Genomic DNA, 21,838 nt, shown 5'->3' with positions numbered 1-21,838 from the left:
TCTAAACGGCAAGCATCTCTGATGTCTGGCCAGAGATACCGCAATTTGTCTGCCCGCCAATACTTTTCGACGAGTCGGTCGCGAGGGTTCGTTACCTCCCGGCGACAAGCGGCTTGTTGCCGCCAGAAGTTGGCTGGCCGAGCCGAGCCGCCGAGCCGAGTAACTCTGGCCGCTCAATAGGAATGGCGGCGGCCGCAACAGGCCGACGACGAGCAGGATGACGCCGAGGACCAAAACAACATGGGCGAAGGCGAAGGTAGGGAACAGGATCGGGAGGAGGAGGAGCCCCGTTCGGGCGGAGGGCCGCTTGGGTGTGTGTTGAAGGCGTCATTTAGCTTGGGCCCCGGCCAGTTTGGCATTACCCAGGCCAGATCGACGCGTCCTTCGTGCGCGGCCGGGTTGTAATCCCGGCTTCGTCTGCATAGTTGTTTCTCGTTCGGTCGCCGGTCACGTGGTCAAGGAAAGAGCGGCACGTGGGCGGATATCGGAAGCTGCGGCGCGAGCGAACGCTCATGAAGTTCAGCGGCGTACAGCCAAACTCTTCCGGACTGGCTGAAGGACCTAGCAACAGCAATGCTCCCCCTTCGGAGACCTCCGGCACTTGACCGCCGAGCGCGGTGCAGGCGTCGTCGCCGCCCCGGTTTTTGCTTGTTCAAATATCCACCAGCCCAATTAGTTTGACAGTTCGTCTTGATATTGACGTGCACGGTCTATCGCTGAGCCCAGACTCACCCGGGATTCATGAGGTTGTTGGTCGCTGCGCACAGTCCCAACGGGCGGTGCTGCGTCGCTACTTCCCCGCTTCGTGTGCCCCGCCTTCGGAATCCCACGACGACTGGGCCGCAACCATCTCTTTGCGCCCTACCGTGCGTGCTCTACCTGCACGGAGTACTTCGTGGATGGTCAAGTACTGCGTGTCGCTAGCTGCTCGCGTTGATGTGCCCACGGCGGCATCGTTGCCGCTAATACCCGCTTCGGCGTTGTACGTCATGATCGTCTCCTGTCGGCCCACTAACGCGGGCTCATGGGCGGTGTTCACCTGCATTGCAAATCGGGTGATCTTGAATGGCGTGGAGGTGGCTAATGGCGGATCGTGGCACTATGGCGACCGCGGCTGCTCATGGGGTCGCGCGCCGATTTCTGGTGTTCGAGTTGCCGGATCAGCTCGCGCTTTGCTTCGTTGAGAGCGGGGGTGATGTCCGGGTTCTCAGCGACCGCTACTAGCGGCGCACAGCCGGGCAAGCTCGTACGCAAAGTGACGCGTTGCTCCTTGCCGCCGCGGTCCTGCAACGACACTTCCACATCAATGTCGCGCGGATCCCATCGTCCCAGCAGGTGCGGACCAAGCGTCGACAACGTCTCCAATACATGCGGGTGCTCCTTTTCGTGGAAGCCAGCACCTACATGAAGGACATTCTCGCCGAAGGTATCTCGTTGTTCGTCGTCGGACTTCATTGCGATCGTTCTCCTTTGGCCCAGGGGTGTCATGCACGGCCTCGGCGGCATTCCCGCACGGGTGGTCGGGGCTACCCAGGCGAAGTGTGTAAAACCCTTGGGGACCTTGCCTATTGGAATCAAAGTGTTTCCGTGTGTTCCCGAGGAAATCGGATTCGACCACCGCAGGCCACAGGCGGCCCCCGACTACGTAACTCTGGCGGCTCGGGCGGCGCACTCGAAGATGCTGTTCTGTGCGATCTGTCTCGCGGCGCTCGTCACATCACCGCCGGATCGTGGGTGTGTGGATACTCTCCAGGGTGGGTGTTGGTATCGCTGAGCAGGGGGTGAGCCGCGGTGGCGAGGTGCGCCGGGTTCAACGAGACCCGGCTGTGGGTTGTGGTTCGTCGTGGGCGACCGCGCTGGTGTCAGAGGTTGGGGACGCCGGGTCTAGCGTGTCTGCACGGTCCCATTGCTCGTTGAGGTGCTCGCGCGAGGTGACCGCTTCACCGCGGTGCACGGCAGCTTGTTGTTGCAGGCCGGAGGCGTGAGCCGCTTTGACGTCGGCTTCGGCCTGGGCGGCACGGGCTTTGGCGGCGGTCTCCTCGGCGAGGGCTTCGCGTTGTTTGACGTACAGCGTTTCCTGCTGAGCGTCCTCGCGAATTTTGCCTGCTTCGATGCGGCGATGTTGGTTGCGTTTGTTGCGCGCCGCCCACGTCAGCGCTGCGATGAGCAGGATGGCCACGACCGCGGCGATGACGATCAAAACAATTGTGCTGGTTGCCATGTCGGCTCCTTATGTTGGTGAAGCGGTGTCGATGGTCGCGTTGCGGCCAGCCGGAGTTTCGTCCGGCCACGCGGCGAGTAATCATGAGCCGTCGACCGGATTGGGCCGGCGTGCAGGGGGTCTAGTAGTAGTGGCGGCGTCCGCCGATGGCGTGTCCCGTCCGTCCCGCGACCAGCAGTACCAGGCCGACGATGAGCAGGATGACCCCGACGACGAACAGCAGATGGGCGAAGGCGAAAGTCGGGACGAGGCTGGGGAGGATGAGTCCCAAGACGATGAGGACGATTCCGAGAACGATCATGGGTGTTTACCTAGTTTCGATGGTTGTGCAGAAATACATGGGAAGTGGGGGTCAGTGCTTGAAGACGTCTTTGACTTTTGCCCCTGCCTGTTTGGCGTTGCCCTTGGCCTGATCGGCGCGGCCCTCGGTGCGCAGCCGGGTGTTGCCGGTGGCGCGGCCAAAAACCTTCTTGGTGGCACCTTTGGCGGCTTCGGCTTTGTGGGCGAGCTTTTTGGCGATGCTCATGACGGATTCCTTCATTTCTTCGGTGATGCCAGGCCGCGACGGCGGGCTGAGCGATCTCAAGCGACGCGGTCTATTCACTGGGCTACGTCGACGTGCGTGTGGTCGATCGTTTGCCGACGACGCGCCCAGCGAGCGAGCGGGGAAACCCTTTCCCCGCCGGGAGTACCTGCTGTCGAATCCGACGCCGATGCGGTGTGCGTGCCGGGTTGGCCTTCAAGTAGAAGGGCACGGTCACGGTTCACAAATGCCGTCTCGCGCTGAGAGCGTGCAAGCTCGCGGCGGGCATCGCGCCCACGGTTGGCACTGCGCCGGGCGCCGGCCAACAACACACTCAGACCCAGGATCCCCACGGCGCCGACCACGATCCCAGACAGGAACAACGTGCCGGTCGACCCGGTCACGTGATAGCCGAGCACGGAAAAGTTCTCGGCCAACGGATGAGCGGCTCCGGCATTGCCCAGCACCCCGATGGTCCCGACAATTACGGCGACGAACAGAATGACCAATCCGACGATGACGATCATGGCAAGCCTCTAATTCCGTGCTAGAGCCCCCAGTACACACCCAGCTAGACCGTATGTCAACAGCGTTGACAGACACCGTTGGTCTACAGTGACTTCGGACGAAGAGGAGGTGCTCCGATGGAAGAGCCGACTGTTCCCGATATGACTGCTGACGGTGCAGGCCCCTCCGTGACAGCCGGCGCCTCAGACGGCCGCCAGATCAGCCGCGGGCTCATCCTGCAGACTGCGCTAGATATCGTCGACCGCGACGGTGTGGATGGCCTATCCATGCGCCGCCTCAGCGATGCTGTAAATCGCGACACGACGGTGCTCTACCGGCACCTACCCAACAAAGCCGCCGTCCTCGACGGCGTCGCTGAACTCGTCCTCAGCCAGCTCACGGTGGACACCACCGACGCGGACTGGGCCGCTCAGCTGCGCACTGTCGCCCACGCCTTCCGGCGCCTCGCGCTAGCGCACCCCAACGTCGTGCCGTTGTTGGTAACGCGGCCGCTAGCCACTCCACTCGGACAACGACCGCCCGGAACGCTACGACCGCTCGAAGACGTCCTCACGCTGCTCGTCGCTGCCGGGTTCCCCGGCGAGGACGCCCTGCACATCTACCGCGTTCTCTTCGCCTACCTGCACGGTCACGTCGTCAACGAACTGCAAGAGATCGTCGAACGACCCGAAGAAACAGACCACGTTCTGCGACTCGGTCTGCACCGACTGTCGATCACCGAATTCCCCCACCTACGTGCTCTCGCCGCAGCCCTCGCCTCCTACGACGGCGCCGCCGAACTCGACCGAGGCCTCGACCTGGTTCTCGCCGGCCTCGCCGAAACTCTCACTCAACCAGCGAGAACACCCCCAACCACCTGAGCGACGCCGACCACCGCGACCGATAGCCTGAAGCGGCCCAAGCGATTCTGGTCCGCGGACCGTGATGGCCCGCCCCAACGCTCGCGAAAACGAACGAATTTTGCCGACGCGGTGATAGGGACGACTTGGCGCTACAGAGGCTCTGGTGTCGACGGGCGCGAGTATCACCACCCGCGCCGACATTAACGCCCCGTCGAGAAAGGAATTTGTCGCGGCGGCCATCTCGCGCCGTAGTTGGCCTCGACTGCGGACGAGACACGGAGGACAATTCTGGACAGGACAATAAGGTCGACATTACGGAGTTCGTGGACCGGGGGGCAGTGGTTGGACGAGGACCGGAGTGAAAAGCCAGCAGCGCGAAGCGATTCTTCAGGAGGTGGTCGGCGTGGTTGAGCGTGAACAGCAGGTGATGTGCGTTCGTCGCATCGGCCGACGCTCCGGTGGACGCCTACGATGTCGCCGCCGCCTGGCCTGACGCTGGCCGATGAGCGGGGCAGCTCGGCAGATGCTGCCGTCTCCGGAAAAGGGAAGTCCATATCTCTGGCTGGGCAATCACCTAGACCGCCTGGAATTCCGGCTGATGTTCGAGACGCTGGTGGTCCCGAATCAAGCGCATCGCGCTGGCGGGGGAACGTCGCAGGGTGCGTAGCAACTTCGCGAACGGGATCCAGCGGTTCCCAATCCACGTGACCACTCACTGACGGGAGTAACCGTGCGTGCGCTGTGTGTCTTGCACGACGCCGTGTCGTCCACCGGCCTGATCGGCGACGCGCTGTCCGATCGGAGCTGGAAGGTGGATGAATTCCTGGTGGTGCCTGCCGATCAACATTACTCACCCAACATCGAGGTGTCGTTTCCGGACGGTTCGAACTACGACCTCCTGGTGGTGCTGGGCGCGCCGTGGGCCGCCTATGACGACGCGGGCATCGGCCGATGGCTAATACCCGAGCTACGGTGGCTGTCCGGGGCGGTCGCGGCCGGCGGCGCCGTACTCGGCATCTGTTTCGGCGCCCAGGTACTGGCGCGGGCACTGGGCGGTTCGGTTGCCCGGTCCGACGACCCGGAAGTCGGTTGGGTGTGTATCGATTCCGACGTACCGGCGCTGATCCCGGCCGGCCCGTGGTTCCAATGGCACAACGACAGTTTCACCCCGCCGCCGGGCGCGATCGAATTGGCTAGGAATGCCGCTGCGGTGCAGGCATACCGGGTCGGCCGCAGCCTGGGCGTGCAATTCCATCCGGAGGTAACCACGGCCGGAATCAAGCGCTGGTTGGACAACGGGGAAGCTAGGCGAGCCCACCCCCACGTCGTAGATCGAGCGGAACTGCTCGCAGAGGCTGGCCGGCAGGCCGCCGCGGCACGCGGCCGCGCAGACGCGCTCGTCGCGGGCTACCTAGACCGGGTATTTCGGTTGTAACGATGGGAACTCTTGCGCTGGCCCCATTGTTCAGGCCGAAGTACAGATAGCTGTGCTCGGCATGGCGCCACGATGGCTCCGCTGGCGAGGTCGAACTCGAACGTGATGCCGCGTCCCGGCAATTCCTCCGCGCCCGGAAACTGCCACCACCAAACCCCAACTTAGCGCTCGGCACCATTCGGATCGAACGGGCGACTGCGTACCGCCATCTGAAGAGTTGATGCCGAGCGGGCCACGAGTTGTGGTTGGCGACAAGAAGCAGAACTATCTGAGGGATACCGTTTCCGTTAGGTTTGGGGACATGGCGGCTGGTTCCGATGGTGGAGATGTGCAGCGCCGGGCCGGCTGGTTGCCACCGGATCAGGACGATTTGGAGTCCTGGCTTGAGGGCCACCGGGAGCGGGTGGAAGCAAAGGGTGAGCAGGTAGCGCTGCATCCCGTGCTTACTGAGTTCCAAAAGTTGATAGACACCGACCCGGTGGTGCGGTTGTACGTCACCGAGATGATCGCCCAAGTGCCGCGAACCAAGCGGTACCGCAGACGGCACCTGCATAGTGTGTCGCAGCTGGTGCGCCTGATCAATGAGGTCTTGACCATGGCGCCCGAGTTCGGCGAGAACGTGGTAACCATCCCGCTGGGCGCGATCTTGGACTGGGCGACGTCAACCCCGGCGGGGTTGGCCGCTTTCCGCGACCCACGGATCAACGCGATGCTGAAGAAGATCCTGACCGCGTGGTGTGAGTTCCTCAGCGGCCCCGACTCGCTGTACGTGCTCAACGACTCGCCCACCGGCTGGAAGTGTGCTGCGGCCCAACGGGCGGTGGGGATCGAGCAGTATGAACACGACCCGCACGACGAGCACTGGGGCTTTGTCTCCTGGAATGATTTTTTCACCCGACGCTTCACCGACGGTGCACGCCCGGTCGCCTCACCAGAGGACGACACGGTGATCGTCAGTGCCTGTGAGTGCACGCCGCACCGGATCAGCACCGACGTTCAGCGCCAGGACCGGTTCTGGATCAAGAGCCGACCGTATTCGCTGCAGGACATGCTGGCCAATGACGAGTCGGTCGATCAGTTCGTCGGCGGGACCGTCTATCAGGGCTTTCTGAGCGCCACCAATTACCACCGGTGGCACAGTCCGGTCGCCGGGACGATCGTGCGGGCGTTCCTGAAGGAGGGCACCTACTACTCCGAAACCGACTCGCAGTCCTACCTGGCCCATGTCGCCGCGCGGGCGATCTTCCTCATTGAATGCGATGATCCGGTCATCGGCCTGCTGGCCTTCGTGCCGGTCGGCATGGTGGAGGTCTCCTCCTGCAACATCCACCCGAACATCACCCCGGGCTACCACGTCGCCAAGGGTGAAGAACTCGGTTACTTCCAGTTCGGCGGCTCCACGCACTGCCTGGTCTTTCGCCCCGGCGCGGTCGCCGACTTCACCCTCGCCGCTATCCCGCAGCCACAAAACCCCCGCCCGCCGCTGGTGCGAGTCCGATCACAGCTCGCCACCGCCACACCAGTGCGTGAAGCCGGGAAGACTGGGACCTGAGCGGGCTTGTCCAGCCAGGTTCGCCCAACCCCGACCACGCTAATTGGCGGGCGGTCCCCACGCTTAGACATGTTCAAGGCCCGCGTCCTACAAACATCGCCCTGGCTTCACGCTGCAAATTCCTACGATTCGCCGCGCTGGAGGCGGGTGAGTAGCATCGCGTCGTCCTGCGACATTCCGTCGATGTGCTCGCCATCCCAGGCCATGTCTCCGGCGATGGCCACTACCTTGCCCATGTGCTCGCGGAAACTCTGGCCGACGGAATGGCAGAACGCCAGCGTCGAGTACAGCGTGGGCAGCGGATCGCGCCAGCCACTGCCCGCGTCTCGTACCTGCGCGAGGTCGCCGATCGTCGCGGGCAGGCGGTCCAAACGATCAGCGAAGCCGTCGGCCAGCACGGCGAAAGCGAGCTGTACTCGGCGCCCGGGCCCGAGCACGAACGTCTCGGGCCGGGGGGCGAACAGCGCCGCCGCCAGCTCTTCTTGGGGCATCAGCAGCAGGCCGTCGGTAGCGCGTGGATTGCACTCCACGAAGGTAAGGCCGTCATCGGTAATCAGGAAGTCGAAGGAGATCTGGCCCGTGTAGTCCAGCTCGGCCACGATCGGCTCGATCAGCTTCAGCGACTCAGTCGCATCGATAGCCTCAAACTGGATGCCACTGCTGTGCTTCCGCTGCCGAGGGATTCGGTACATCAGATGGGCACTGACGCGGCCCTGGTGAGCGGTGCTGTAGGTACAGACCGTCTCACCTTCCACGAAAGGCTGCACCAGCCAGGGCGACGCTCGCGTGGGTTGGACCTCGTATATCTCCAGCGCGCCGGCCAGCGGACCAGTGTTGGTCAGACAGCAGGCCCCGCCGCGCGAGAACGCGGCGCGCGCGAAGTACCTTTCGAAGTGATCGATGGCCTCACCCAGCTCGCCACCGGAGGTCACTAGGACCGTCTCGGCGATCGGAAGCCCGAGCTGCTTGACCAGCCCCGCGAACGCCCCCTTGTGATGCAGACGGGCCAGCGTGGCGAACGGCGAGGCAAAGATCTTCGTGACCCGACTGAGCCGCTCGATCTGAGCGGAAATGTAGAAGACCTCTTCGAAAGTCGGGATGATCACGTCGATCTCGTACTCGCCGACGATCCGCTCAAGCTCGGCGAGAAAGCCCGCGGTGTCGCTGCTCGGCGATGGATAGACGAAACGACCCGCCAGGTATTTCGAATGGTTCCCCGGCGACAGCGTGTGGTCGTCGGCGGCATAGATCACGCAGCCCTCAGCCGCGAGCTTGCGCACCATGCCCAGCGCGAACGGCATCCGCGAGCTGGTGATCAATACCTTCATGGGTCCATCTTGGTTCAAACCGCCACGTAAGAACAGGCGCGAACAAGAGTCGCAGGGGCTGCCTAGCGCAGGGCTCCGGCGTCTGAGGTCAAACTCGATCACCGGTCGGTTCTCATCCGAGCATGAAATCCGTGGCACAAGCCCGCATCGGCGTCGTCGGAGAGTGTCAGCCGACCTTCGAACCGCACGCCGCCATCCGCCCGGCTGTCGATCACGCAGAGCCTGCAGACCCGGCCTGTCCGCCGGTTGTGTCGGAGTCAGATCGCCCTCTTAGGGGACTGCGTTGCTGCGCAACACTTTTCAGATGGTAATACGATGGTTGCTGATCGCTAATGTTGTTTTTTCCGCCAACTACGCAACACCTGCAGCAACCACCACACTGGTCATGTCGTGGCCATGGGCGACTTCGCCATCGGCCATTGATGAAGCCGTCGCTCCCGCTTCGTCGAAGACGCGCTTGACGATCACCATGGTGACGGGTTCGCCGGTCCGTTGGGGTTCTTCGTAGACGGCGACGGCGAGCTTGTAGGCGCTAGATGAGAACCTCTCTCATTCCTCTAGAGCATCGGGATTTAGCACGTAGGGCGTGAACATCACGACTTTTCACACGCGGGTTGAGAGTTCCCACTACTATCAAATATACTGTGCAACAACGTATTTCGCGTCACATAATACAAAAGTCACGGTGCTTTTCAACGTTGTTCACGCGTCAGACACGGTTCCGGTGTGCCGGTTTCGCGGCCGAAATCGCCTGACCAGCAAACTTTTCGAGCCTCCTACGGTTCGCCACCAAGACCGCACTGGACGCTAGGGTAGGTTTTCGCCGTCCCCCGAAGGGCCGTCAGAACAGTTCAACCGACTCTGAACAGAGGCTCCCACTTTCAGTAACTGTCGAGCCTGACCCAATTGTCTGCCCGCCAGTATTACTCGTGAGTTGGTCGCGGGAGGTCGCTACCTGACCGAGCTCCGCCATACCTGCGCTGAATAATCTTGCTGGAACTGGCATCTACACCGAAGCCCGGCGCCCGAGTCTTTGAGCAACCGTCACGAGGTGGTTGTCAACAGTCGCCGTGCACGAGTCAAATCAGCAGCAGCTGCGCGGGCTGACGAAGGTAGTTGGTCGCTATGAGCAGTCCAACCGGCGTAGTGTCAAGAGTGCTGAGCATTTCAGCTGGTCTGGGATGAGTTTGGCCGTCCGCCGCCTAACTCAAGGAGTATCGGCTCCGAGCCCTCACACGCCACGATCAAATGCACGTCGGGTCACCCATGACCGCATCCCTTGCTTTCCCCCAACCCGCCCACCTGCTGGCGCCCCAGATCTCGACGGCGGCTGCCCCGCGGACTCATGCACAACAACAGCTTCGTCCGCGACTGAGTTCCGACCCCAAGATTCGATATCAATGAAGGACGCGTCATGAAATCTTTGATCATCCTGGTTGTGGTGCTTTTCGTCGTCGCCCTGATCGCGTTGTCGCTGTCGATAAGAGTGGTGACCCAATACGAGAAGGGTGTGTTGTTCCGCCTTGGCAAGGTGGTGGGTGTCAAGGACCCCGGGCTGGCCGTAATCATCCCGGTCATCGATCGGCTCATTAAAGTATCGCTGCGAATTGTGACGATGCCAATCCAGTCCCAGGGCATCATCACCCGCGACAACGTCAGCGTCGACATTTCGGCCGTTGCTTACTTCCGGGTTGTCGACGCGGTGAAATCGGTGATCGCCATCGAGAACGTCCACGCCGCGATCAACCAGATCGCGCAGACCACGCTGCGCAAGGTCGTCGGCCAGCACACCCTGGACCAGGCGCTATCGGAGACCGACACCATCAACGCCGATATCCGGAAAATCCTCGACATCGCAACACTCGAATGGGGTGTCGAAGTGACATTAGTCGAGCTCAAGGACATCCAGTTGCCCGACAGCATGAAGCGCGCGATGGCTCGGCAAGCCGAGGCCGAGCGCGAGAAGCGAGCCAAAATTATTGCGGCAGAGGGTGAATCGATGGCCGCTGCCGCGTTGGGTGAGGCATCGGACACGATGATGGCGCACCCGTTGGCATTGCAACTGCGCAACCTGCAAACGCTTGTCGAACTCGGCGTGGAGAAGAACACCACCATCGTGTTCCCGGCTCCTTTAATGAGTGCGATCGGTGAACTGGGCGCCTTCCTTGCCAGAGAGAGTGCCGCAGTGCCCTCACCCCACCCAACCATCGCGAATGAGGCTGACACGTCAACGCAACCCGGGCAGTTGCCCGCGAACGGCCGGGTTCCGGACTCGACATGAAGTCCGTCGAACCACGACTCGCGGCGGTAGATGAGAGTCGACCAAAGGAGCACGACAATGACGACCCGAACGCTGGAACCTGAACTACTGCACAAGATGGACGCCTATTGGCGGGCAGCGAATTACCTGTCGGTCGGTCAGCTCTATCTGTATGACAACCCGTTGTTGAAACGACCATTGCAGCTATCGGATGTGAAACCGCTCGTGGTCGGCCATTGGGGAACGACGCCGGGTCAAAACTTCATCTACGTGCACCTGAACCGGGTCATCACAAAGTACGACCTGGACATGTTCTACGTCGCCGGCCCCGGCCACGGCGGACCGGCGCTGGTCGCCAACACGTACCTCGAGGGCTCTTACACCGAGATTTATCCCGATATCAGTCAGGACGAGTCCGGACTGAAGAAGCTGTTTACCCAATTCTCTTTTCCCGGAGGCATTTCCAGCCATGTGGCACCGACGACGCCCGGATCGATTCACGAAGGCGGAGAACTCGGCTACTCGCTGAGTCATGCGTTCGGCGCTGTTTTCGATAATCCCGGCCTGATTGTGGCGTGCGTGATCGGTGACGGTGAGGCGGAGACGGGGCCACTGGCCACAGCCTGGCATTCCACCAAGTTCCTCAACCCGATCGGCGATGGGGCGGTACTGCCGATCCTGCATTTGAACGGCTACAAGATCAGCAACCCCACCGTGCTGGCTCGAATCGAACACGAAGAGCTGGACCAGTTCCTGCGCGGCTGCGGCTGGGAACCGCGCTACGTCGAGGGTGAGGACCCCGAAGAGATGCATGAGCTGATGGCAACCGTCCTCGATGAGACGGTGGAGGCCATTCACGGGATCCAACGCGACGCTCGAACCGCCGGCGACACCACCCGCAGACGGTGGCCGATGATCGTGTTGCGCTCTCCCAAGGGCTGGACCGGCCCCAAGGTCGTCGACGGCCTGCAGATCGAAGGCACTTTTCGGGCACACCAGGTGCCACTACTGGTCGATGAGCAGCATCCCGGGCACGTCGACCTACTCGACGCCTGGATGCGCAGCTACAAACCCGACGAGCTGTTTGACGTGGCCGGTCGGCTGCTGCCCGACCTGGCTACGCTGGCCCCTCGCGGGCAACAGCGGATGGGCGCCAACCCGCACACCAACGGTGGGGTGTTGCTGCGGGACTTGCGGATGCCCGACTTTCGCGCCCACGCCGTGACGGTGACCTCGCCCGGCGCGGTGGAGGCCGAAGACACCCGCGTGCTCGGCACTTTCCTGCGTGACGTCATTGCGCTCAACGATGAGGCGCGCAACTTCCGGATCTTCGGCCCCGACGAAACCCTGTCGAACATGCTCGGCGCCGTCTTTGAGATCACCGACCGACAGTGGCAGGCCCGCACCACCGCGAACGATGAATTCCTTGCCCCGCAGGGGCGCGTGCTGGATTCGATGCTCAGTGAGCATCAAAGCGAAGGCTGGCTGGAAGGTTATCTGCTCACCGGGCGGCACGGGCTGTTCAACTGCTACGAGGCGTTTATCCACATCGTCGACTCGATGTTCAACCAGCATGCCAAATGGCTCAAGGTCACCGCTCAACTGCCGTGGCGCCGCGACATCGCGTCGCTGAACTACCTACTCGCCTCCCACGTCTGGCAGCAAGACCACAACGGCTTCACCCACCAAGACCCCGGGTTCTTGGACCATGTCGTCAACAAAAAGGCCGACATTGTGCGGGTCTACCTGCCGCCGGACGCCAACTGCCTACTCTCGGTTGCCGACCACTGTCTGCGCAGCCGCCACTACGTCAACGTCGTGGTCGCCGGGAAGCGCGCGATGCCGCAATGGCTGAGCACGGACGACGCGGTGGTCCACTGCGCCGAGGGCATCGGCATTTGGGAATGGGCCGGAAATGACCGCGGCGCCGAACCGGATGTGGTCCTGGCCTGCTGCGGGGACACCCCCACCTTGGAGGTGCTCGCCGCGGTGTCGATCTTGCGGGAACACCTGCCCGAGTTGAAGATCCGGGTGATCAACGTGGTGGACCTGATGAGGTTGCAGTCGGCCACCGAGCACCCGCACGGGCTAAGCGACCGCGACTACGACACCCTGTTCACCACCGACAAACACATCATCTTCGCCTTCCACGGCTACCCGAGCCTGATCCACCGACTCACCTACCGCAGGACCAACCGCAATCTGCATGTGCGCGGCTACACCGAAGAAGGCACCATCACCACCGCCTTCGACATGCGGGTGCAGAACCGCTTGGACCGTTTCCACCTGGTGGCAGACGTCATCGACCGGCTGCCCCAGCTCGGCGCGACCGCCGACTACCTCAAGCAGGCGATGGCCGACAAACTCGTCGAACACAACCTCTACATCAACACCCACGGCCAAGACCTGCCCGAAATCCGCGACTGGACCTGGAATCCACCGCAAACAACATCGACACCACCCATGGGCGGGCGTGCAGTGTTCGCCGAGTTCTCCGCCGGCCAGAGACGGCGCGACAACTCGCCGACGTCCGACGTACGGAACAACCGCCGTGACCGCTGACGCGCCGGATTTCGCGATGCCCCGGTCTGCGGACGCACCCGAACCGGGTCGGGACTTGAAATCGGCGCCCAGTTCCAGGACTGACGCAGACACGAACTGGAGGTTGATCATGCCGGACACGTTGGTGGATACCGACATACTCAGGAATGCGGTGCAATTGGCCTGCCGGGCCCCGTCGTTGCACAACAGCCAACCGTGGCACTGGGTCACCCAAGGCGCAGGGCTGCATCTATACCTCGACCGCAGCCGGATTCTCTCGTCCGCCGACAAGTCGGGGCGGGAGGCGCACATCAGCTGCGGCGCCGTGCTTGACCATCTACGCGTCGGGATGGCGACAGCCGGGTGGGCTGCCAACGTCGAGAGATTTCCCGACCCGAATAACCTCGATCATCTCGCGTCACTCGATTTCAGCCCAATGGGCCCCGTCACCGATGACCAGCGCCGCCGGGCCGACGCGATCCCGCACCGCCGTACGGTTCGGCTTTCCTTCGCCGCACCAAGGAACTGGGAGTCCTTAAAACCTTTGCTGCACAACGCCGTCGGCGCCAGCACAGTTCACCTCGATGTGATAGCCGACGAGCTGCGCCCAAAACTGGCGGAGGCCTCACGGCTCACCGAATCGCTGCGGATGCACGATGCCTCGTACCACACCGAATTAAATTGGTGGACAGGTCATTTCGAGAATTCCGATGGAATTCCGCGCAGTTCACTGTTATCGGCGGCCGAAAGCAATCGGGTCGACATCGGACGTACCTTCCCGGTTAGCGCTCACAACGAGCGGCCCGCCGGCTTTGGACAAGACCAGTCCACAGTGCTGGTTCTGTCCACCGACGAGGACACCCGCGATGACGCGTTCCGGTGCGGCGAAGCGTTGTCCGCCGTGTTGTTGGAGTGCACGCTAGCCGGGATGGCGACATGCACACTGAGCCATCTCACGGAGCTACAGGCCAGCCGTCACCTGATCGGCATCTTGACCGGACGGGCAGCTATACCGCAACTTGTGATCCGCGTCGGCGAAGCGCCTGTCCTGGACGAGGTACCCCCCATGACGCCGCGACGGCCACTTAGCGAAGTTCTGACGTTTCACCCCGATGCCAGTGGTTGAGCGGTGGCGCGACCATCACACGCGGCCGGGCCGCGCCCGCGAAGTCCGACTCTGATGTCGTCGACGACACGCAAATCCGTCCGCCGGATGCTAGCGAAGGGGCCGACCGTGACGCTCGGCAATACCCAATTACCAATGCGCAGGACGCCCTTGCTCACAAACCCAACGAACCAGGTTGTCGGCCGATCATGACTTCCAGCGATACGCGCGAGGTCGACGGGACCTCGACGACAGCTGATCCGAGGGAACCCCTGATTTCGTTGTTTCGAGATCTGCGCACGTCCGCATTGGGGTTGTCCGGCCGCGACGCGCAACGGCGGCTATTGGTGTATGGGACAAATGAGCTTCCGAAGCGTTCCGGCCGACAGTGGCCGGGTCAACTCCTCAAGCAAGTCACCCACCCGCTCGCCCTGGTGCTGGTTATCGCGGCCGTGCTGGCCTGGTTCACGGGGACCCCCGTCCTGGCGACGGCGATCGTTGCCGTGATCGTATTGAATGCCGGCTTCGCGTTCGTTCAGGAACTTCAGGCGGAACGGGCCGTGGAGGCGCTGGCCGCCTACCTGCCCACCCACGCCCATGTCATGCGGGACCGTCAGCGGGTCGAAGTCGAGGCCCGCACTTTGGTGCCAGGTGATGTGCTGGTGATCTCGGAGGGTGATCGCGTGTGCGCCGACGCCCGAATGATCGACGGCGACTTGGAGGTTGACCTGTCCACACTCACCGGTGAGTCGCTTCCTGCGGCCCGTTCCGCTGATCAAGTAGAGACCGCCGGGTCCAGGCTGCAGGCCCGGAATCTCGTGTTCAGCGGCACGGCCTGTACGGAGGGCGAAGCTCGGGCGGTGGTCACCGCGACCGGCGCACACACCGAGCTCGGCCGGATCGCTGCGCTGACCCAGCGCAGCACCCGGGCCGACAGTCCGCTCGAGCGGCAGGTCAAGCGGGTGGCCTGGTTGATCGCGCTGGTCGCGGCCGGGGCGGGGGTGGTATTTGTCCCGGCCGGCGTTGCGGCCGGCTTGGGCTGGACGGCCGCAGCGACGTTCGCGATCGGGCTGATCGTCGCCAATGTCCCCGAGGGGCTGCTGCCCACCATCACACTTGCGCTGGCGGTCGGCGTACGCGATCTCGCCCGCCGCGGCGCCGTCGTCAAGCGTCTGTCGGCGGTGGAAACCCTGGGTTCGACGACGGTGATCTGCACGGACAAGACTGGCACGCTGACCGAGAACAAGATGCGGGTCACCAAAGTTTGGCTGCCCGGCGGTGAGATTGACCTCGAAAACGGCTCCGACGCAGCCGGATCCGCCGAATTGCGCGTCCTCACTTACACGGCGGCCGTGTGCACCAGCGCCGAACTGGCGTCTCAACCACTGGGGCCGACGACCGGGGATCCGACGGAACTCGCGTTGCTGGAGGTGGCCCGCTCCTTGGGCGTACCCCTAAATCCGCACGATCGCGACGCCGGCCGACGGGCCGTGTTTCATTTCGACCCTCACCTGCGCCGCATGTCCACGGTCGACATCGAAGGCGACAGAACCGTCGCGGTGCATACGAAGGGCGCACCGGAAACAGTGTTGCCATGTTGTTCGGGTATCGCCGGAATCGACGGCGGGCAACGCGAACTCACTGACGCCGACCGGTCCCGCCTGTCCGGATTGATCGATGAGTACGCCGCGCAGGGACTGCGAATGTTGGCGATCGCCCGTCGCCGACTCGATGACGACACCGTGATCGGCCCGGCCCGTGAGGCCATCGAGAATGGACTGTGTCTGCTCGGGGTGGTCGCGTTGTTCGACCCTCCCCGGGCTCAGGTCGCCGACGCGATAATCCAGGCGCATCGGGCCGGGATCCGCATCCACGTGGTGACTGGGGACAACGGGCTTACCGCGGCCCAGATAGCCCGTCGCGTCGGGATCGGCTCAGTGGGTGCCCAGATCATCACCGGCGAACAGCTCGACGCATTGAGTGAACCCGAACTCGACCACCTGCTTTCCGGTGACGAGGAGATAATTTTCGCCCGTAGCTCACCCGAGGCGAAGCTCCGCATCGCCGACGCGCTACGGGCGCAGGGGCAAGTGGTGGCCATGACCGGTGACGGCGTCAACGACGCCCCCGCTCTGCACCGCGCGGACATCGGCGTGGCCATGGGACGCTCCGGCACCGATGTAGCCCGCGAAGCGGCGACAATGGTATTAACGGACGACGATTTCGGCACCATCGTCGTCGCGGTCGAGGCGGGTCGCCGAGTCTATGACAACATTCGCAAATTCATCCTTTACATTTTCACCCACGCCGTCCCCGAGGTCGTGCCCTTTCTGGCGTTCGCCCTCTCGGGCGGGGCGATACCGCTGCCGCTAACCGTCTTGCAGATCCTCGCGATTGACTTGGGCACCGACATCCTGCCGGCGCTCGCGTTGTCCCGGGAACCGGCCGAACCGGGACTGATGGACCGGCCACCGCGCCCACGCAAGGAAGGGATCATCCGCGGGGCCTTGCTGCTGCGCGCCTGGGCATTCCTGGGCGTTATATCAGCGGTGCTGGTCATGGGCGGCTTCCTGCTCGTCCTCTACCAGGCCGGGTGGCACCCCGGGGACCCCACCGGGGTGGGCGCGCCGCTGCATCACTCCTATCAACAGGCCACCACCGTGGCGTGGCTCGGCATCGTCGCCTGCCAGATCGGGACCGCGTTCGCCGCCCGCACAGAACACGCATCGCTACGCGCGATCGGTGTATTCAGCAATCCGGCACTACTCGTGGGCATCGCAGGAGCAATCGTGTTCGCCTTGTTGCTGGTATACACGCCCTTCCTGCACCCGCTGCTCGGCACCGCCGCGCTGCCGGCCGACCAACTCATGCTGGTGACCCCGTTCCCGTGCATCGTGTGGGGCGCCGATGAATTACGCCGACTGTGGCTTCGACATCGTGCACACCGACGGCCCACCGCACCTTAGAGCCCGTGAACGCCAATCTTCTCGCCGAATCGGGCCCCGCAACCCCTGTCACGCCCCGCTCGGCGTCATCACCGCCGACCTTTTCCTGGTCGATGGTGACCCGCTGCAGAACCTCGACCTAGTAGCCAGCCACACCTCAAACCGCATTCACCGTCATCATGAAGAACGGCGAACTCATCAAAAGCGGGCAGTATAGCGAAATCTGGCTCCAATCACCGACGTCAATGAGGGCAGCTGAATGACTCACTATTGTTGCAGCACAACATATTACGATGCCCTCCCCAGGTGGCATGAGGGCACCCATGCGTCGCGATGACGCCGGTCTGGCAGTCGAATCGGATTTGGGCAGCGCAAGACAACGGCATTAGCACGTCTCGCGGGCGTTCATCGACGGATCCGACATCTAACTTCATTCCGGACCGGCTGGATTCCCAACCCGACCCACAAAACACGCGATGAGCGGCTACCGCTCATTGAGCCCGGCCAGGATGCGCAGGCCGACGGCGTGCCGACTGATACCGGCGTCGGCACCTTCAGCCGTGAGGTGGCGCTCGGCTTGCTCGGGTGTGTGGCCCTGGCCGATGAGGGCCCCGATGGCCTGGTTGATGACGGACACCTCGAAAAGGTTTGGCACGGTGCCCGATTCGGCAGCGGCGGGCAGGTGCTGATCGAGGACGAATTCACTCGGGTTCCGGGCGGTGAGCCACGCGAGGTCTGCGGCCAGATCGACAAAGGCTCCCGGCGACCCCGCGTACAAAACGATGGCCACCACCGGGAGAACCCCGGCATCACCGACACCTGGTAGCGCCAGCCTCAACGAGGTGCGGACATCGCTCGCCCCGACACTCTCGACGAATGTGGTGAACGTGAATGGCGGATCACTGCCGTCGACGGTCACGCTCAGACCCAGGAAGGTAGATATTGCGGCAGTGGCATCGGCCGCGAGTAGGCGCAGGCTTTTGGCCAGGTCGGCGCCGGGCTCATCCAAGGCCGCGGTGAGAATGCCCAGGTCTGCGGCCAGGACCGCAGCGATCTTCACAAGAGGATTGCTCCGCTGCGCGCTCCCGAGCGCGATCGAGCTGCCGGCGCCGCGCAAGGCCAATCGCTGTGCGCGGTGAGGACCCCGAGACGCGAATCAGGACCCGTCTCGTGACTGTTTCCCCACTTGTTAGGGTACGCCGGCTGGGCCTCCCGGCTCGGGTCGGGCGCGGGCGCGGGCGCGGCGCACCGCTTCATCGACAATGTGTTGGGCCACATCAGCTAACTTGCGGTGCTCAGATTGGCTCATCGCTCGCAGCTGGGCGAACGCGTCCTCGGCGCTGCGCCCGCTGCGTCCGCGGATGAGGCCGATCGCTTGATCGATCACCGGGCGGGTGGACAATGCGGTCTGCAACTGGATAGAGAGAGCGAGCGCGTCGGCGAGGATCTGCGCGTTGTACACAGCGACAGCCGCTGGTTTGGCGAACAACTCCCCCAATTCAGCGGCGTGCTCATCGAAAACGCCTTTGCCGTAGGCATATACGTTGATCGCCCCGACCACCCGATCAGGCAGCAACAGGGGCAGCGACAATGCACTGTGCACCCCCAAGCGGCCCACCCGCGGACCGAACCGGGGCCACATCTTCTCCCCACCCAACGACCCGGAGCGCACCGTGCGACGTTCCAGCGCCGCCGTGATACATGGCCCCTCGTTGAGGGTCGCATACTGGATTTCGTCAATCTCGGCGACAAAGGGAGCGCTGGCCGCCAACGCCGCGACTATGTTGTCCACCCGGTCGAGATTCAGCAACGTCACCCCAGCACCGTCGGCCCCCGGTATCGCGCGCACAGCAAACGTCGCCACCTCGGCCAGCAACTCGGGCAAGCGCTGATGGTCGGCGACCAGACCCGCGAGATCCGCGATCCCCGCCTGCAAGTCGGCGTCATCGGCACTGAGCTGCCCCAGCGTGCGCGACTCTAGCGGGGGCCTGCCATCGTCCTCGGTGAACTCCGCCATTATCGGGACCTGTTCATTTCTTGCTGGAGCCCCTCATAACGGGCGCCCAGCCATACACCCGGGCGTACGCCGCGAGATGCTCCCATCCTAGAACCAAGTTGACTTGCGGGACTAAGGCGAGATTGGGGTAGCCGCATTCCCGATTTTGGATATGCAGCCTGAACACCTGCGCGTCACCCACCAACCGGAGTAGTGTCATGGCTGCTGAGACTCTCAGCTGGTCCGGACGGGTCCAGCCGCACGCTGCTGAAGCCGAGGAGCGTTGCTCCGAGTCCTGACATTCCGGTGATCATCCGCACGACGGGATCACCATGACCGACACATCGTTACGCACTTACGCCCCGCCGGGCGATGCCATTTTCTCCACACCTTTGTCCAAGCCGCGCAACGGTCAATTAGCCCATTGGGACGCTCACTGGATGAAGTCGTCGGTGGTCGTTGTCCGCGCCCACGGCGACATCGACTGTTCGAACGCACATTCCCTAACCGAGCATTCACTCGCCCACCTGGTGCGTTGCCGCGGACTGATCCTTGACCTGGCGCGTCTGGAATTCTTTGGTGCCGCATGTTTCTCTGCGCTGCACAGAGTCTCGGTGAACTGCGCAGGCGCTGGAATAGAGTGGGCGTTGGTACCGGGTGCCGCGGTATCCCGAATACTACGGATCTGCGACCCGGACGGCTTACTGCCAGCCGCCGATACTGTCAGTGCGGCACTGGGGAGCCTCCAAGGATCGACGTCCGATGCGGACCACGACATCTCCACGTGACGTCAGCCGGTTTACCCTTTGTCTCAAAACAGACCACACATGATGGTCGCAAAAGATAGTCGCGGCTCGGTGCCACCCACCAGCGCCGCGAAAGCAGAGGTGTGTGCCATTTGGTGGCGCGCTACCCAAACATTCACGCGGGACTCAGCAGCAATCCCAGTCCAAGCAAAAACTGACGACAAGACTAGGCACGGACGCAGGGACGCATTTTGGCCTTGCGTCGGCAAGCAGACCGCCACCGGCCCCGGGAGTTTGGCACATACGAGTCGGACGGCTCTCCTGACGAAAAGGAGCGCCGTCCGAAGCACCAACCACCTGGTTACCAAGCGTGCATGATGGCGCGGTGCAAAGTGGCCTCGGCGTCAGGAGAGAGTTTCCCGACTGACGCAAGCCCACCGCGCTGTGCCCAGTTGATGGGCTTTGCTTCGCGTGGGTGCCTAGTGATCGTGCTAGGCGCCACAGCCGAGAGGAGGAATCTTTTCTTCCGGTCCGACCTTGGTCTGCCGTGGATCCGTTCTCTCAGTCTACGCCTGCCCAGGTAAGCACAGGAGTTGGGTCGAGCGTTAGACGGGCATCTCGCCGCCATCACCAACCACTGAATCGTCCTCCGAGTTCGCATAGTTCAGGTCGTGGCCGCAGGCCGGAATGCTGAGCGCAGCTCACGGAAGATGGCGAGGCCCGTCTTCCCGCCTGAGGCATTATGTGCCCGTGGCTGAACTCGCAGAGGACTCTCACACAACCCTTTTGGTCCCACACCGCGACATAGCAGCCATCGTTTATTCATCGCGAATGATTGAGAATGATCGGACTCGCCCGGTGCAGGCGGCGGTGAGGTGGCCCCCTCAGCCGCTGCCACCGACTGTGCGAGGTTTCCCGACACTTCGGGCCGTTGATATCCGGAGGTGAGGCGACAACCCCGTTACGGGTGGCCGGGCAGGCCGTCGATGACGCCCTGGATGCCCTGCAGATCCCCTTGGACGTCATGCAGCTTTCCTTCGATCGCCTGCACACCGGAGAGAGCATTCTGAGAGGCCGGTCCGCTCGAAACGGCAGGCTCGGCCTGCGGGCAGTACGAGACGATGGCACCCGCGATGACATCGGTGCTTTGGTTGGCATCCCATATCGACGACCCCTGCACGAACTTGAGGGCATCCTCGAAGTTGGGTTGGCGCGCCAGGAAGTCGCAGACCGCGTGCCCCTGCGACGTCACGTAATCCTGGCTGGGCACCGGCACGCCTTCGTTCTTCAACGTCTCGACAAATGCCGAGTCGATGATGTTGATATGCGGGACGGGTATTTTCGGCGCGACCTGTTTGGGTGAGGCGGTCGGTGCGGCCTCCGTCGGCTGCGCTTGCGCCGACTCCTGCGACGAGTCCTGGTGGCGCATCGCGAACATCACCACCACCGCGGCGATGACGGCGATCAGCGAGAGCGGCAACGCCGCGGACAGTCCCAGGCGGCGCAGCGCAGCCTGGCGCCGTCGGGGCGCGGTGCGGGTCTTGGTACTGCCGTTGGTGCTGCGCAACCACGCTTCGGGGACGAAGATGTCAGCCGATGTTGTCGCGCGGGTGAACGGTATCCCCGCGGCGTGGGCCAACAGCTCGTCGAGCAGTTCGTCGGTCTCTCGCGACGACGGCTGGCGGCCCTGCTCGCGGATTGATTGGCGTCTGAGAGCGGCGCGCCGCAGTTCCGAATCGATCGTCTCGCGGTCCCGCATATCAACCAGTTTGCGAGTGTCGCGCCTATGTGACAAGTCCTGCCCCAGATCGGTCGG

Annotated in this window: 17 protein-coding genes and 1 pseudogene; 8 read left to right on the top strand and 10 right to left on the bottom strand. The window is 63.2% G+C overall.

The features are described 5' to 3' along the window. Positions 1–195 precede the first annotated feature (195 nt). The 6 genes and pseudogenes from MRAB57_RS29160 to MRAB57_RS11010 all read right to left on the bottom strand — a co-directional run. A pseudogene (locus MRAB57_RS29160) lies at positions 196–282 on the bottom strand (DUF6131 family protein); the annotation flags it as partial. Positions 283–1,080: 798 nt separating this feature from the next. Further along, complete coding sequence (locus MRAB57_RS29155; RefSeq protein WP_245835896.1) at positions 1,081–1,455, bottom strand: hypothetical protein; 375 nt, start codon at positions 1,453–1,455, stop codon at positions 1,081–1,083. Between the two features lie 355 nt (positions 1,456–1,810). Beyond that, positions 1,811–2,221 carry a hypothetical protein gene (locus MRAB57_RS11025; protein WP_077087590.1) on the bottom strand — a complete coding sequence of 137 codons (411 nt, stop codon included), beginning with the start codon at positions 2,219–2,221 and terminating at the stop codon, positions 1,811–1,813. A 121-nt stretch (positions 2,222–2,342) separates the two neighbouring features. Then, on the bottom strand, positions 2,343–2,522 hold the full coding sequence (locus MRAB57_RS11020) for a DUF6131 family protein (protein WP_077087589.1): 180 nt from the start codon (positions 2,520–2,522) through the stop codon (positions 2,343–2,345). A 51-nt stretch (positions 2,523–2,573) separates the two neighbouring features. Beyond that, entirely contained in the window at positions 2,574–2,747 is a 174-nt protein-coding gene (locus MRAB57_RS11015; RefSeq protein ID WP_077090542.1) for a CsbD family protein, read from the bottom strand. 74 nt (positions 2,748–2,821) lie between these two features. Then, positions 2,822–3,271 carry a hypothetical protein gene (locus tag MRAB57_RS11010; RefSeq protein ID WP_077087588.1) on the bottom strand — a complete coding sequence of 150 codons (450 nt, stop codon included), beginning with the start codon at positions 3,269–3,271 and terminating at the stop codon, positions 2,822–2,824. A 141-nt stretch (positions 3,272–3,412) separates the two neighbouring features. Here MRAB57_RS11010 and MRAB57_RS11005 point away from each other — a divergent pair, with 141 nt between their 5' ends. The 3 genes from MRAB57_RS11005 (at position 3,413) to MRAB57_RS10990 (ending at position 7,101) form a co-directional block, all read left to right on the top strand. Next, positions 3,413–4,132, top strand: coding sequence for a TetR/AcrR family transcriptional regulator (locus MRAB57_RS11005; RefSeq protein WP_077090541.1), 720 nt, complete (start codon positions 3,413–3,415; stop codon positions 4,130–4,132). 730 nt (positions 4,133–4,862) lie between these two features. Continuing rightward, positions 4,863–5,549 carry a type 1 glutamine amidotransferase gene (locus MRAB57_RS10995; protein WP_216823736.1) on the top strand — a complete coding sequence of 229 codons (687 nt, stop codon included), beginning with the start codon at positions 4,863–4,865 and terminating at the stop codon, positions 5,547–5,549. A 301-nt stretch (positions 5,550–5,850) separates the two neighbouring features. Beyond that, positions 5,851–7,101 carry a phosphatidylserine decarboxylase family protein gene (locus tag MRAB57_RS10990; RefSeq protein WP_077087586.1) on the top strand — a complete coding sequence of 417 codons (1,251 nt, stop codon included), beginning with the start codon at positions 5,851–5,853 and terminating at the stop codon, positions 7,099–7,101. 122 nt (positions 7,102–7,223) lie between these two features. Here MRAB57_RS10990 and MRAB57_RS10985 read toward each other — a convergent pair whose 3' ends face one another. Then, positions 7,224–8,402: an ATP-grasp domain-containing protein gene (locus tag MRAB57_RS10985; protein ID WP_216823735.1), complete on the bottom strand. Its 1,179-nt coding sequence runs from the start codon at positions 8,400–8,402 to the stop codon at positions 7,224–7,226. A 1,441-nt stretch (positions 8,403–9,843) separates the two neighbouring features. Between MRAB57_RS10985 and MRAB57_RS10980 the strand changes: the two genes are divergently transcribed. The 4 genes from MRAB57_RS10980 (at position 9,844) to MRAB57_RS10965 (ending at position 17,301) form a co-directional block, all read left to right on the top strand. After that, positions 9,844–10,710 carry a slipin family protein gene (locus MRAB57_RS10980; RefSeq protein ID WP_077087584.1) on the top strand — a complete coding sequence of 289 codons (867 nt, stop codon included), beginning with the start codon at positions 9,844–9,846 and terminating at the stop codon, positions 10,708–10,710. A gap of 30 nt (positions 10,711–10,740) precedes the next feature. Further along, a complete protein-coding gene (locus MRAB57_RS10975) occupies positions 10,741–13,251 on the top strand; it encodes a phosphoketolase family protein (protein ID WP_281254373.1) in 2,511 nt (836 codons plus the stop codon). Between the two features lie 109 nt (positions 13,252–13,360). Beyond that, positions 13,361–14,356 (top strand): Acg family FMN-binding oxidoreductase, encoded by a 996-nt coding sequence (locus tag MRAB57_RS10970; RefSeq protein WP_077090540.1) that lies wholly within the window; start codon positions 13,361–13,363, stop codon positions 14,354–14,356. A gap of 188 nt (positions 14,357–14,544) precedes the next feature. Continuing rightward, a complete protein-coding gene (locus MRAB57_RS10965; RefSeq protein WP_077087583.1) occupies positions 14,545–17,301 on the top strand; it encodes a cation-translocating P-type ATPase in 2,757 nt (918 codons plus the stop codon). A gap of 463 nt (positions 17,302–17,764) precedes the next feature. On the opposite strand, the gene MRAB57_RS10960 is transcribed toward MRAB57_RS10965, so the two are convergent. Continuing rightward, positions 17,765–18,397 (bottom strand): hypothetical protein, encoded by a 633-nt coding sequence (locus MRAB57_RS10960; RefSeq protein ID WP_077087582.1) that lies wholly within the window; start codon positions 18,395–18,397, stop codon positions 17,765–17,767. Between the two features lie 72 nt (positions 18,398–18,469). After that, positions 18,470–19,297, bottom strand: coding sequence for a GAF and ANTAR domain-containing protein (locus tag MRAB57_RS10955; RefSeq protein WP_077087581.1), 828 nt, complete (start codon positions 19,295–19,297; stop codon positions 18,470–18,472). A gap of 311 nt (positions 19,298–19,608) precedes the next feature. Here MRAB57_RS10955 and MRAB57_RS10950 point away from each other — a divergent pair, with 311 nt between their 5' ends. Next, positions 19,609–20,064 carry an STAS domain-containing protein gene (locus MRAB57_RS10950; RefSeq protein WP_077087580.1) on the top strand — a complete coding sequence of 152 codons (456 nt, stop codon included), beginning with the start codon at positions 19,609–19,611 and terminating at the stop codon, positions 20,062–20,064. Positions 20,065–20,983: 919 nt separating this feature from the next. On the opposite strand, the gene MRAB57_RS10945 is transcribed toward MRAB57_RS10950, so the two are convergent. Then, positions 20,984–21,781 (bottom strand): DUF732 domain-containing protein, encoded by a 798-nt coding sequence (locus MRAB57_RS10945; RefSeq protein ID WP_077087579.1) that lies wholly within the window; start codon positions 21,779–21,781, stop codon positions 20,984–20,986. Between the last annotated feature and the right edge of the window lie 57 nt (positions 21,782–21,838).

Source organism: Mycobacterium rhizamassiliense (assembly GCF_900157375.1).
GTDB lineage: Bacteria > Actinomycetota > Actinomycetes > Mycobacteriales > Mycobacteriaceae > Mycobacterium > Mycobacterium rhizamassiliense.
Note: the sequence above shows the minus strand (reverse complement) of the source record. Positions and strands in the feature narration are given on the sequence as shown.